Raw genomic sequence first — 13,862 nt, forward strand, 5'->3', positions numbered from 1 at the left:
TACTCGCTTTATTTTTTCGCTATAATGCTGACCCAATCTTCCATTGACAGCACTTCAACAATATCAAAACCTGCTTCTTCTAATGCTGTTTTGACTTGTAATTTCTTTTGTCCAATGATGCCTGATGTAATGAAATAGCCATCTTTCTTCAATAGGTCATAGGCTTGATCTGTAAAGCGCAAAATTACTTCTGCCAGAATGTTGGCGACAATCACATCACGCTCACCTGAAATCCCATCAAGCAAGTTGTTTTGTTTGACCGTCACTTGATCACTTACACCATTTAGTTCGATGTTTTGCTTCGCACTTTCTACCGCAACGGTGTCGAGATCAAAGGCTTGAATGTCTTTTGCACCAAGCATTGCTGCTGCCACACTTAAAATCCCAGAGCCTGTTCCAACATCAATCACCGTATCGTTTTCCTTTACATAGCGCTCAAGCGCCTGAATGCAAAGGACGGTTGTGGGATGCGTACCTGTTCCAAATGCCATTCCAGGGTCCATTTCAATAATCAGTTCATCAGAATGAACCGGTGTATATTCTTCCCACGTTGGAACGATGGTGAATTTTTCAGAAATTTTCACAGGATGATAGTATTTCTTCCATGCGGTGGCCCATTCTTCTTCATTTACTTCACAAATTGACAGTGTATTGCGTCCAAGGTCAATATCGTATAGAAGAAGATTGTTGATGGCTTCTTTGATCTCATCTACCGTTTCCATCAAAAAGCTGTTCATTGGAAGATAGGCTTTGACAATGACACCTTCATCCGGATAGTCATTCGGATCGAGCTGGTAGATCTCACCGTATACATTTTCACGTTCCTTGACTAAATCAAGCGGGTCCTCAATCACGACACCACTTGCACCTGCTTCATGCAAAATATTGGTGATCGGTTCCACCGCTTCATTTGTTGTATGGACGCTAATTTCTGACCACTTCAATACTACCAACTCCTTATCCGTCTTACTCGCCTTTAAATGCGCGTTTTACCTTATCGAAAAAGCTCATTTCTTGTTCGTCCGGTTTATTTCCGCTCACTTCAGCAAATTTTCTAATGATATCTTTTTGATTGTCTGTTAAATTTGTCGGTGTGACGACACGTACAACGATATGCTGATCGCCTTGGCCGTAGCCGCGTACATTTTTCACACCTTTTCCTTTAAGTCTAAACTTCGTGCCAGTTTGAGTGCCAGCAGGAACTTTTAATTTTACTTTTCCGTGTAATGTCGGCACTTCAATTTCGTCACCTAATGCAGCTTGGGCAAAGGTGAGCGGCATCTCGCAGTAAATGTCATCTCCATCACGTTCGAAGAATTCATGCGCACGCACATGGAATACAACGAATAGATCGCCTGGAGGTCCTCCATTTACACCTGGTTCACCTTGACCAGATACTCTGAGCTGCTGACCATCATCAACACCTGCAGGGATCGTCACGTTAATTTTCTTACGCTTACGCACTTTGCCAGATCCGCCGCATGTTGAACATTTATGATCAATTTGTTTCCCTGTTCCGCTACAGTAGTTACATACTCTGCGGTTGACCACTTTACCAAATGGGGTTGACTGTTCAACATTTAATTGACCCGATCCTCCGCAATGTGAACAAGTTTTCGCCTGCGTACCAGGCTTTGCACCTGATCCATGACATGTTTCACAAGATTCTTCACGAGGGATTTCAATCGTTGCTTCTTTTCCAAATGCCGCTTCTTCGAATGAAAGCGTCATTGTATATTGCAGGTCCGCTCCTTGGCGCGGTGCATTTGGATCTCTTCTTCTCGCTCCGCCGCCAAAAATACTAGAGAAGATGTCATCAAAGCCGCCGAAGCCGCCAAAGTCTCCTCCTCCACCAAAACCGCCGCCGCCAAAGCCTTGGTTTGGATCGGTATGACCGAACTGGTCATAATGCGAACGTTTTTGATCATCAGAAAGGGTTTCATAGGCTTCTTTTACTTCTTTGAATTTCTCATCTGAGCCAGCTTCTTTATTAATATCAGGGTGATACTTTTTTGAAAGCTTGCGGTATGCCTTTTTGATTTCGTCCTTTGAGGCGCTCTTACTTACGCCAAGCACTTCATAGTAATCACGCTTACTCATCTCTTCACACTCCCGATTTTCTCACATAAATACGATTGTATCATTTTGATTTAACTTTTTTCAATTCCTTTCATCGTTGAAAAGAAAAAAAGTCAAAGCCAAGAGATCCTGACTTTGACTTTCTGACGAGTACGTTTCAGCAGTCTTTTTCAAAAGTAAAGGTGATTATTTTTTCTCTTGATCGTCGTTTACTTCTTCGTATTCTGCATCCACTACATTGTCATCTGCTTTTTGAGCACCTTCAGCGCCTTCTTGCTGAGCTTGTGCTTGTTTTGCAGCTTCTTCATAGAGCTTTGTCGTTAATTCTTGAACGATTGTTTGCAGCTCATCTTTTTTCGCTTTGATGTCTTCAAACTCGCCTTTTTCGATCGCAGCTTTTAGTGCATCTTTCGCGTCGTTTGCTTTTTTCACTTGCTCTTCATCGATTTTGCCTTCTAGATCTTTTAATGTTTTTTCAGTTGTAAACACTAATTGATCTGCTTCGTTGCGCACTTCGATTTCTTCTTTTTTCTTCGCATCTGCTTCAGCATTTTCTTCTGCTTCTTTAACCATTTTTTCGATCTCATCATCAGAAAGACCTGAAGAAGATTTGATTGTGATGTTTTGCTCTTTGCCTGTACCCATATCTTTCGCACGTACGTTGACAATACCGTTTTTATCGATATCAAATGATACTTCAATTTGTGGTACGCCGCGTGGTGCTGGCGGGATATCAGTCAATTGGAAGCGGCCTAATGTTTTGTTATCTGCAGCCATTGGGCGCTCACCTTGCAAGACATGGATATCTACAGCTGTTTGGTTGTCAGCAGCCGTTGAGAATACTTGAGATTTACTTGTTGGAATTGTTGTATTACGTTCAATCAGCTTCGTGAACACGCCGCCCATTGTTTCAATTCCTAAAGAAAGTGGTGTTACGTCAAGAAGAACAACGTCTTTGACATCTCCTGTGATAACTCCACCTTGAATCGCTGCACCAAGTGCAACAACTTCATCAGGGTTTACACCTTTATGAGGCTCTTTGCCTGTTTCTTTTTTGATTGCTTCTTGGACTGCAGGAATACGAGTTGATCCACCTACAAGGATGACTTTATCAATCTCGCTAGCAGATAAACCAGCATCTTTCAGTGATTGACGTACTGGTGTCATTGTACGCTCTACAAGATCTGCAGAAAGCTCTTCGAATTTAGCACGCGTTAACGTTAATTCAAGGTGAAGAGGTCCTGCTTCTCCAGCTGTGATAAATGGCAGTGAAATTTGTGTAGAAGATACACCTGAAAGATCTTTTTTCGCTTTTTCAGCAGCATCTTTTAAACGCTGAAGCGCCATTTTATCTTTAGAAAGATCAATGCCATTTTCTTTTTTGAATTCTGCCACTAGGTGATCAATGATGACTTGGTCAAAATCGTCTCCACCTAGACGGTTGTCCCCAGCAGTTGAGCGCACTTCAAAGACGCCGTCTCCAAGTTCAAGAACTGACACGTCAAATGTACCGCCGCCAAGGTCGTATACAAGGATCGTTTGATCTTCATCTGTTTTATCTAAACCATACGCAAGTGCAGCTGCTGTTGGTTCGTTGATGATACGTTCTACTTCAAGACCGGCAATTTTACCAGCATCTTTCGTTGCTTGACGTTCTGCATCGTTGAAGTATGCAGGAACAGTGATTACTGCTTTTGTTACTTCTTCACCAAGATAACTTTCAGCGTAAGATTTAAGGTGTTGAAGAATGATTGCAGAGATTTCCTGCGGTGTATAGTTCTTGCCTTCAACTTCTACTTTATAATCTGTACCCATATGTCTTTTAACAGACATGATTGTGTTTGGGTTTGTAATTGATTGACGTTTTGCTACTTCACCCACTTGGCGCTCTCCGTTTTTAAAAGCGACAACAGATGGTGTTGTACGTGCTCCTTCAGCGTTTGCAATGACTTTTGGCTCGCCGCCTTCAAGTACTGCAACACATGAGTTTGTTGTTCCTAAGTCAATCCCAATGATTTTACTCATATTCGATGACCTCCCATTATGTAGTTATTGATTTACTTTTACCATTGATGGACGAATAACTCGATCTTTGAGTTTATAGCCCTTTTGCAATTCTTCTACAACGATATTTGAATCGTAGTTTTCATCTTCAACTTGCATGACGGCTTGATGAAGGTTTGGATCGAACTCTTTGCCGACAGCTTCAATTGGTTCAACGCCTTCATTTTTCAACGCTTCTACCAGCTGGCGGTAAACCATTTGCATTCCTTCTAACAAACTTTTCGTCTGCTCATTGTCTGGATCAATTCCAAGCGCTCTTTCAAAGTTATCAAGAGCTGGGAGAAGATCACTGACAACATGTTGAGAACGATATTTTTGCACGGTCTCCACTTCAGTTCGAGCACGGCGTTTATAGTTTTCAAAATCTGCTTGAACACGCAGAATTTTGTTTTCTTTTTCATCTAGAAGCTGTTGCAATTCATCGATTTTTTCTTGGAAGGCAGACTGTTCATCATGTGTTACTTCCTCATTATCTGCTTGAACTGCTTCTTCTTGTGCTTCAACCTCTGCTTCTTGCTCAGGTGTCTGTTTTTCTTCTGACATTGTGTTCACCTCCCTCAAAAGATTCAAAAATACGAAGGGGCTATGCCCCTATCTTTTATCACCCTACTCATCATACAAATTGGAAAGTGCGTTTGACAAGTCTTTTGATACATGATGCAAGAGACTGACAACCCTGCCATAATCCATACGGGTTGGACCGATGACAGCAATGGAGCCGAGTGATTTTTGATCAATCGAATAAGTGGCTGTGATTAAGCTGCAATTCTCCATCGCTTCCAAATTGTTTTCTGAACCGATTTTAATGGTGATTCCTTGCTGATTTGGATGAAACAGCTGCATGACATCATTCTTTTGCTCAATAAGCATCATGAGTGAACGAATGCGGTCAATGTCATGAAACTCCGGCTGATTCAACATATTAATCTTCCCGCCAAAGAAAAGTTTTGATTCATTTTGAGTCGATGTAAATGTATTGCCGAGCGCATCTAAAATATGATCATAATCTTTTAAATGCGTGCGAAGAAGCATCACAACTTCTTTATACATTCTGTCCTTCAGCTGATCCATCGGGACTCCGGCTAGGCGGCTGTTTAAAATATTCATCAGCTTCTCAATATCGGAGACATCGAGATGCTCAGAGAAGGTAATGGTTTTGTTTTCAACATGTCCGCTGTCTGTAATCATGATTGCCACTGCTTTGTTCGGTTGAACAGGGACAAGCTGAATTTGCTTTAATCGATTTTCACTTAGCTTTGGACCAAGCACAATCGATGTATAGTTTGTGAGATCTGATAAAATTTCCGCCGATTTTTGAACTGTCTTTTCCAGCTCAAAAATTTTCTCCTGAAAGGCCGACTGGATGAGCACAAGCTCTTTAGACGACAGTTTTCGCGGAGAGAGCAAATGATCTACATAATAACGATATCCTTTTTCGGAAGGAATTCTTCCTGATGAAGAATGGGTCTTTTCAATAAAACCAAGTTCCTCCAAATCAGCCATTTCGTTTCTAATCGTCGCAGAGCTGAATGTAATGTCTTCTTTTTTAGAAAGAGTCCTTGATCCAACTGGCTGCGCCGAACGAATAAAGTCATTAATGATGACTTGCAGAATCAAAAGCTGACGATTTGTTAACATCATCATCACCCCTGTTAGCACTCTCTTTCAACGAGTGCTAATTGTATAAACAAAATTACCAAACTCAAATTAAAATGTCAATTATAACTCACCGAGAAACGCTTGAAATACTTCATTCCCTAACAATTTTCCTTTTCTTGTTAAACGGATCCCGATGTCATCTTTTACAATGAGGCCTTTTTCTTCTAATTCTTCAAGAACAGTGGGAAAAAGTGCTTCTGGTGCAGTACCATATTTTGCTTGGAAATCAGCACTTTTCACTCCTTCGATCTTTCGAAGACCTAAAAACATTTCTTCTTCTATTTGCTCTGCTTTTGTGACCTGATGTGTTTCCTTATACGGGAACCCTGTTTGATCAATCAGCTCCAAATAATGCTTCACCGGCCCTGCGTTCACATTTCGGACGCCATCTACATACCCGTGTGCGCCTGCACCAAAACCGAAGTAATCTTCATTGCTCCAATAAGTCAGGTTATGCTGACTTTCAAAGCCAGGTTTGGCGTAATTGCTAATTTCGTACTGCTTTAATCCATGGCGCTCCATTTCATCCATCACAAGCTCATACATTTCAGCCTCACGTTCTTGCGGCGGTAAATGAAGTTTTCCCTTTTGCATTAAGTTGTAAAAAACGGTTTTCGGCTCGACGATGAGTGAGTAAACCGAATAATGCTCTGCCCCCAGCGAGAAAGCTGTCTCAAGTGAATTCATCACATGATGCTTTTCTTGATGCGGCAAGCCAAACATGAGATCGAGGCTAATATTGTCAAATCCAACAGCTCTAGCTCGCTCAAAGGACGTAAGGACATCCTTTTTTTGATGAACTCGTCCGATTTTTTTGAGCAAATCGTCTTCAAAAGTTTGAACACCAAAACTCAGCCGATTGACACCGGCTTCTTTTAACACATGCAGCTTCTCGAATGATAATTCATCTGGGTTCGCTTCCACTGCAAATTCAATCAGGTTTTTTGTCGGCTTTAATACACGGTGAATGCTGTTCATTAGCTTGTCTAGCTGGCTGACAGTCAGTGATGTCGGGGTTCCTCCGCCAATAAAAATCGTCTTGAGTTCCTGCTCGCCCTTTTGTTCGATCGTATGCTGCATCTCTTTTTCAAGAGCCGCTAAGTATTCATCGACTGGCTGCGTTTTAATGAAAAATTTATTGAAATCACAATAGTGGCAAATGTGCTCACAAAATGGAATGTGAATGTATGCTGCTTTCATTTGATGACACCTTCTTTACAGGTAAAGAGCCGCAGTTTATCGCTGCGGCGCCTTTGTTTGTTATCGACTATAAACGTCAAGGCGAACATTGTAAAGCAAGCAGCCTTGAGGATGTTATTTTTTCGGTGTGCTGTCATCCATCTTCAGCACGGCCATAAATGCTTCTTGCGGGACTTCAACAGAGCCCACTTGCTTCATGCGCTTTTTCCCTTCTTTTTGCTTCTCAAGAAGCTTTCTTTTCCGGGAAATGTCTCCACCATAACATTTGGCAAGTACGTTTTTACGCATCGCTTTAATGGTGGAACGAGCAACGATTTTTTGACCGATTGCTGCTTGAACTGGCACTTCAAAGTGCTGGCGTGGAATCAGTTCTTTTAGCTTTTCTACAATGATCTTGCCTCGTTCATATGCATAATCGCGGTGAACAATAAAGGAAAGGGCATCGATTTTTTCGCCATTCAGCATGATATCCATCTTCACCAGCGTCGATGGACGATAGCCAATCAGCTCATAATCAAAGGACGCGTAGCCTTTTGTGTTAGACTTTAGCTGATCAAAGAATTCGTATACGATCTCTGCCAAAGGAATTTCGTACACAATGCTCACACGGTTCGCATCAAGATACTGCATATCGATGAAATTTCCGCGCTTTCCTTGGCAAAGCTCCATCACAGAGCCTACATAATCGTTCGGCACCATCATTGTTGCTTTTACATATGGTTCTTCAATTCGCTCAATCTTTTGCGGATCAGGCAGATTGGACGGGTTATCTACGACGATTTTTTCTCCATCTGTCATATATACATCATAAATAACACTTGGCGCTGTCGTAATCAGATCAATTTTAAATTCACGTTCAATCCGTTCTTGGATGATTTCCATATGAAGCATTCCAAGGAAGCCGCAGCGGAAACCGAAGCCAAGTGCTTGGGATGTCTCTGCCTCATATTGAAGTGAAGAATCATTTAATTCAAGCTTTTCTAACGCTTCACGTAAGTCGTTGTATTTCGCTGTATCAATCGGATAAAGTCCGCAGTATACCATTGGGTTTAGCTTTCTGTATCCTGGCAGCGCTTCTTTCGCAGGGTTTTCCGCACTTGTGATCGTATCCCCTACACGTGTATCACCGACATTTTTAATCGCAGCGGTTAAGTAGCCAACATCTCCAACTGTGAGTTCATCTGTTGGCATGGCTTTTGGTGTGAATACGCCGACTTCAAGAACTTCAAATTCTTTCCCCGTCGCCATCATTTTAATTTTCTGACCAGGTCTGACGGTTCCTTCAACAATTCGTATGTACGCAATAACGCCGCGATACGCATCGTAAAGAGAATCAAAAATAAGGGCTTGAAGTGGTGCTTCTGGATCTCCAGCAGGTGCTGGCACCTTTTCAACGATTTGTTCTAAAATATCCTCGATTCCAATACCCGCCTTAGCAGAGGTGAGAACAGCTTCAGACGCATCCAACCCGATGACATCTTCAATTTCTTCTCTTACACGCTCAGGCTCTGCACTCGGCAGATCGATTTTATTGATAATCGGAAGAATTTCTAAGTTGTTATCAAGAGCTAAATAAACGTTCGCAAGTGTCTGTGCTTCAATTCCTTGTGCTGCATCTACTACGAGAATCGCACCCTCACAGGCAGCTAGGCTTCGAGATACCTCATAGGTGAAGTCGACATGCCCTGGTGTATCAATCAGGTGCATGATATATTCTTCTCCATCCTTCGCCTTATACTTCAGCTGGACAGAGTTTAGTTTAATCGTTATGCCGCGTTCACGCTCTAAATCCATGGAATCAAGTAATTGTTCTTTCATTTCCCGTTGAGTAATCGCCGCTGTTTTTTCCAAAATACGGTCCGCCAATGTGGATTTCCCATGGTCAATATGGGCGATAATGGAGAAATTTCGAATTCTTGATTGCCGTTCTAATCGTTTTTCTTTATCTGTCACAATCTATCACTCCTACTATAAAACGCGGGTTGCGCTAGGTTAGATTATATCAATAGGGCTGTAAAGATTCAATCGAAATCAAGAAAAGCCGCTTATCGGTCAGCGGCTTTGATTAAAAGGGTGATATCTCATGAAATTCGTTTATTTCCCATTCACCCAATCATAAAGAGAACGGGCTGCATTTGTCATACCATCAGACAGGGCTTTTCCTGCTTTGGAAAAGGCATTAAAGCCTTCTATTTCCTCGAGCTGCTTTTGTTTTTCGGCAAGATCCTTTTCTGTAACAGCCGTTCCTAAGATAGAAGCTTCCTTTTCTTCATCGTCGTTCATTTGAATGGAGAAAGCTCCTTTTAATTGCGGATCATGGTAGCCCTTCATTTGCAGCATGCCATTATTCGCTTGCTGCATTCCTAAAAAGACACCAAACAGCAAGACCAATCCTAACATAATGGTTTTTCCAATAAATGAGCCCATACCCGTCACCACCTTAAGAGCGTTTTTTCTCATCCTTTGCTTTGCCGTCCACCTTTTCCGCGTCCCAGAAAATGTCGCTGAATACATCAGCTGCTGCATTGGATGCATTTCTTAATTCTTCCATATTATTATCTACTCCGCCAAATTCTAAAAGAAGGGCTTTGTCAGATAAATCTTGATTATAGATTCCATTATCGCCAATTTCTCCTTTGGCAAACACGCCGACACTAAGACCTTTATATTTTTTCTCCATCAAATGGTGGAACTCTGTCGCAAGCTTTAAGTTTTTCTCATAGCTTTGATTCTTCTTCCCAACAACAAACGCAATTCTCGCATATTTCTTCCCTTTGATTTCGACAGTCGTATCTTTCTTTCTTCTTGAGTCCCGGTGAATATCAATTAAATAATCGAGGTCATCATTTTTCGCTAAGGCTTCTTTCACGACCAATCTTGATTCATTATAAGACTGCGGATACTTTAATCCTTTTTTCACGAGTCTTTTTTCAATTTCCGTTTTGTCGACTGTATTGCCGATTCCTTGCTGATCAAGCGCCTTTCCAAACATGTCGCCGACAAGGGTAACATTCACTTTTGAGTGCCGTGCATTATTTGGGTTCGTTTCTCCTTTTAAAAATGGTAAATATGATTCCGTATTATGTGTGTGATAAATGTACACAGCTTTTCGTTTTCCTGTTGACCGGTCCGGTTCTTTGGCAGGCTTTTTCGGCCCATCTTCATCCAGCTTGTCCAGTTCAGCTAAATTTGCTTCTTTTTCATCTTGGATCACTTCACTCGGAGGCGGCGATTCCATTGGCATGTTGGTATAGTCTGTGCCTTCACCCGCTAAGATGATTTTTGTATCAAAATGTTCAAAGCCTGGAAGTTCTCTTCCTAGAAAACTGCGCGGGTCTTCTAAATTAATACTGGTTGCAAGCTTCAGTGACAGCCCAGAGAAATGAAATCCTTTTTGAGCTTCTGGAACTGCTGAGGCGAAATATTGGTTTTCCATGCCCATTAATGTGGCAAAAAATGCGCCAGAGAGCTCATCTGCTACACCATATAACGAGGCTTGCGGCCTCAGCTCAGGTTTTAAAGATGTTAAAGCCCCTGACATCACAAACACCACAACAAGAGCGGCAATAAATAAGAAAATACTTTTGACTACTTTCGTTCCATTAATCGCAACGACCAACTGTCGAGGACGGCGGGGTCTTTTTTTCATGATTTACTCCCTCCAGCACGCTTTCTAGTAATTACACTATGAGCGAGCTAGAGAAAGTAGAACCGATTAATGATTATATGAACCCTTGTTATCTTGAGTGATTTTTTGATGAAGCGCTGTGTTTAATCCGTTGGCAAGTACGTTTGCCATATCATCAATGAATGTATCGACTTCTTTAGGCGTGACCATTAAATTTTGTCCGAGCGGCGCAAGCACTTCATGGATTAGCTGCCTTTTCTCTTCTTCTGGAAGGGTTCCTACGATGCCTAAGAATGATTGACGTGTTTCCTCATCTGGCAAGTCTTCTTCGTTAAGCACTTTTTTCTTCCCGAATGTCAAACCAGCCGGCACAAGAGAGCGGGATGGTCTATCATCTTTTAGTTCTCTACCAAAATGCTTTAAGACATAATCAATTGTGTCACTAGCAATCGTTACTGCATCCACCACTGTCGGAACGCCAATTGCAATCACTGGGATACCTAATGTTTCTTCACTTAATTCTTTTCGCTTATTCCCTACACCAGAACCGGGATGGATACCTGTATCAGAAATTTGAATGGTTGTATTCACTCGTTCCACCGCACGAGCAGCAAGGGCGTCGACAGCAATGACAAAATCAGGCTTAGACCGCTCAATCACACCTTGGATAATGTCACTTGTTTCAATACCGGTCAGTCCCATCACACCTGGCGACAAAGAGGAAACTGGGCGATAGCCTTCTTGAACATTTTCCGGCTGTAATTCAAAGAGATGACGGGTCACAAGCAGGTTTTCGACTGTGAGAGGACCTAGTGCATCTGGCGTGACATTCCAGTTTCCCAGTCCTACTACAAGGCAGCTCGCATCTGCCTGAATGCCTCTGTCTTTTAAAAACTGAGCAAAATGACGGGCAAAGACTTGGACGACTTTTTCTTGCATTTCAGAGTCTTTCTCCCGAATGCCTTGCGCTTCAAACGTCAAGTAGGTCCCTGCCTTTTTGCCAGTCAGCTCCTCCCCTTCTTTCGTGATTTCTACAGTACGGATACGGATGCCTTGCTCATCTTTTTCCTTTTCGACGATCCCTTGGATCCCGTCCTTTTTGACGACATTCGGATCGTTCTCTTGTTCTAGTATCTCTTTTGTTTCAACAGCGAGGTCTGTCCGGATTTGATAAACGCTTAAATCGAGCTTCTGTTTCTCCATAAAAAGACTCCTTCCACCAAGTAATTAACAGTAGTCTTTCCATCTCTTGAAAGAAACATTCGAGCACGTCATCAATGAAAAATACTTTACATTTATATTGCATTCTAAAGGTGTGTTTGATAGAATACAATTTGTTCTATTGTGAAGATTTAACCTTAAGACAATTGTGTTTAGGTTGTATCTTAGGAGGTGAAACACATGCCAAATATTAAATCAGCGATCAAACGTACAAAAACGAATAACGAACGCCGTGCACATAACGTAACAATCAAGTCTGCGATGCGTACTGCGATTAAACAAGTTGAAGTTTCTGTAGCTAACAACGATGCTGAGCAAGCAAAAGCTGCTCTTGCTTCTGCTGCAAAACGCATTGACAAAGCCGTTAAAACTGGTCTTGTACACAAAAACGCAGCTGCGCGTTACAAATCAAGACTTGCTAAACAAGTAAACGGACTTTCTGCATAATGCTTGCAACGCCTCAGTAATGAGGCACCTGTTTAACTGTACGTCCGTCCTGACCGGCCGAGCCTTAAGGACAGACTGGCAATTATACATCTAAACAAAAACGACCCTCTTTTTAGAAGGTCGTTTTTTTATGTTCAAGCGCCTAACAATCGAAGCAGGAACAATTCTAACAGCAGCTGCTTGTCCTTTTTACCCGTTTTCATTTCATAATCAATCGTTGAAAGCTCTTTGACGATCTGCTTGAGCTCTTCTTCTGAAAACAGTCTTGCCTGATCCATGGCAAGTTTGACCCGGAATGGGTGGACTTTTAGATTTGAAGCAATTTGTTTTTGTCCATATCCTTGCTGAGCGAAATACTTCGTCTGCAAAATCAATCGAAATTGAGTTGAAATAAGTGCTAATATTTTAATGGGTTCCTCATTTTGCTTCAAGAGGTCATAAAACATCTGCATGGCCTCAGAGCGGCGTCTGTTTACGATTTGATTAATCAGCTCGAAAATATTTTGCTCCAAGCTTCTTGCAACGAGCTGATTGACATCTGCTAACTCAATTTCTTCCCGCTCTCCAATATATGTACTTAGCTTCCGAACCTCTTGGAATAGAGAGGATAGACTTCCGCCGCATAACATCACAAGCTGCTCAGCCGCTTCAGATGTAATCATCTTTCCTTCTGTCTTCACCAGTGTGATGGTGAAATCAGTTGTTTCTTTTGGGTTTAATTCTTTCGCCTCAACAACAGCAGCTTTCTTTTTTAGCAATTTGGTGATTTTTTTACGCTCATCCAGCTTTTCATACGGTGCTAATAACACGAGAATGGTATAGGGCGCTGGCTTTTCTAAATAAGCTTCTAATACAGAAAGCTCATGCTCGATCTTTTCCTTTTTCTTCTCAGCTGTAAGAAAATAAGGATTCTTGATCACGACGAGACGTCGTTCTCCCATAAACGGAAATGTTTCTGCATCCGTCACAGCCTGTTCAAGCGGCACCTCTTCCATATCGAAGATGGAGTAATTAAAATCTTTCGTTTCCTCGTCTACTACAGCTTGTCTCAATTTAGCGGCGGTTTCTTGCAGTAAATATGTTTCTTTCCCATATAAGCAATAAACGGGATGGATATCCCCTCGTTTTAAATTGTTCCATACATCAAAGACCATCAATTGAATCCCTCTCTTTCACTTCCTCCTCTATCCTAAAGTGTGTGAAGACATTAGTAAAGAGGAAGCTGAAAGTGCCGCCTCCTCATTTATAGTAAACGTCCGGCGCAAGCTCCCGGGTCAGCCTGCTGTCAGACGATATTCATAAAATGATCATGAAAATGGAAAACGGTTACTTTACCTTCTAGCAATTCCAAATGAGTTCAAGTATACTAAAATTAGCCAGGAGGGATGAAAATGAATGAATTTGAAAAAAATGTTCAAAGCAAGCGGAATGATGTGACCGACTCAGCCGTTGGTTTTATCGTCACATTCGGATTTTTCGCCTCAATGTTTATTTTGGCAACTATTATACACCTCGTTGGATCTTAACTTCATGAAGGTTACATGACTGCCGTTTTGGCAGTTTT

The 13,862-nt window shown here is 41.8% G+C and carries 13 protein-coding genes; 2 read left to right on the top strand and 11 right to left on the bottom strand.

Annotation, left to right across the window (positions count from 1 at the left end):
* Positions 1-8: 8 nt before the first annotated feature.
* From prmA to gpr, 10 genes are all read right to left on the bottom strand, one after another.
* The gene (prmA, locus tag NST59_RS11665) at positions 9-944 is read right to left on the bottom strand and encodes a 50S ribosomal protein L11 methyltransferase (protein ID WP_024423032.1); all 936 of its coding nucleotides are present in this window, start codon (positions 942-944) and stop codon (positions 9-11) included.
* 22 nt (positions 945-966) lie between these two features.
* Positions 967-2,100 carry a molecular chaperone DnaJ gene (dnaJ, locus tag NST59_RS11670; RefSeq protein WP_024427952.1) on the bottom strand — a complete coding sequence of 378 codons (1,134 nt, stop codon included), beginning with the start codon at positions 2,098-2,100 and terminating at the stop codon, positions 967-969.
* Between the two features lie 165 nt (positions 2,101-2,265).
* On the bottom strand, positions 2,266-4,104 hold the full coding sequence (gene dnaK / locus NST59_RS11675; protein ID WP_047201915.1) for a molecular chaperone DnaK: 1,839 nt from the start codon (positions 4,102-4,104) through the stop codon (positions 2,266-2,268).
* A 24-nt stretch (positions 4,105-4,128) separates the two neighbouring features.
* Complete coding sequence (gene grpE, locus NST59_RS11680; RefSeq protein ID WP_058839059.1) at positions 4,129-4,686, bottom strand: nucleotide exchange factor GrpE; 558 nt, start codon at positions 4,684-4,686, stop codon at positions 4,129-4,131.
* Between the two features lie 63 nt (positions 4,687-4,749).
* Positions 4,750-5,781: a heat-inducible transcriptional repressor HrcA gene (gene hrcA / locus NST59_RS11685; RefSeq protein WP_003217350.1), complete on the bottom strand. Its 1,032-nt coding sequence runs from the start codon at positions 5,779-5,781 to the stop codon at positions 4,750-4,752.
* Between the two features lie 81 nt (positions 5,782-5,862).
* A complete protein-coding gene (hemW, locus tag NST59_RS11690; RefSeq protein WP_251180490.1) occupies positions 5,863-7,002 on the bottom strand; it encodes a radical SAM family heme chaperone HemW in 1,140 nt (379 codons plus the stop codon).
* A gap of 114 nt (positions 7,003-7,116) precedes the next feature.
* The gene (lepA, locus tag NST59_RS11695; protein ID WP_024423038.1) at positions 7,117-8,955 is read right to left on the bottom strand and encodes a translation elongation factor 4; all 1,839 of its coding nucleotides are present in this window, start codon (positions 8,953-8,955) and stop codon (positions 7,117-7,119) included.
* Between the two features lie 141 nt (positions 8,956-9,096).
* Positions 9,097-9,429: a YqxA family protein gene (locus tag NST59_RS11700; protein ID WP_126681568.1), complete on the bottom strand. Its 333-nt coding sequence runs from the start codon at positions 9,427-9,429 to the stop codon at positions 9,097-9,099.
* A 13-nt stretch (positions 9,430-9,442) separates the two neighbouring features.
* The gene (locus NST59_RS11705; protein ID WP_107163341.1) at positions 9,443-10,651 is read right to left on the bottom strand and encodes a stage II sporulation protein P; all 1,209 of its coding nucleotides are present in this window, start codon (positions 10,649-10,651) and stop codon (positions 9,443-9,445) included.
* A 66-nt stretch (positions 10,652-10,717) separates the two neighbouring features.
* Positions 10,718-11,833 (bottom strand): GPR endopeptidase, encoded by a 1,116-nt coding sequence (gene gpr / locus NST59_RS11710; RefSeq protein ID WP_144494441.1) that lies wholly within the window; start codon positions 11,831-11,833, stop codon positions 10,718-10,720.
* 198 nt (positions 11,834-12,031) lie between these two features.
* Between gpr and rpsT the strand changes: the two genes are divergently transcribed.
* Positions 12,032-12,298, top strand: coding sequence for a 30S ribosomal protein S20 (gene rpsT, locus NST59_RS11715; protein WP_024423042.1), 267 nt, complete (start codon positions 12,032-12,034; stop codon positions 12,296-12,298).
* Positions 12,299-12,432: 134 nt separating this feature from the next.
* Here the strand turns inward: rpsT and holA are convergent, their stop codons facing one another.
* Positions 12,433-13,452, bottom strand: a complete 1,020-nt coding sequence (gene holA / locus NST59_RS11720; protein ID WP_047201921.1) for a DNA polymerase III subunit delta — start codon at positions 13,450-13,452, stop codon at positions 12,433-12,435.
* A 237-nt stretch (positions 13,453-13,689) separates the two neighbouring features.
* Between holA and NST59_RS11725 the strand changes: the two genes are divergently transcribed.
* Positions 13,690-13,824, top strand: a complete 135-nt coding sequence (locus NST59_RS11725; RefSeq protein ID WP_012010638.1) for a YqzM family protein — start codon at positions 13,690-13,692, stop codon at positions 13,822-13,824.
* Positions 13,825-13,862: the final 38 nt, after the last annotated feature.

The organism is Bacillus sp. FSL R5-0439 (assembly GCF_038008805.1).
Classification (GTDB): Bacteria; Bacillota; Bacilli; order Bacillales; family Bacillaceae; genus Bacillus; species Bacillus safensis.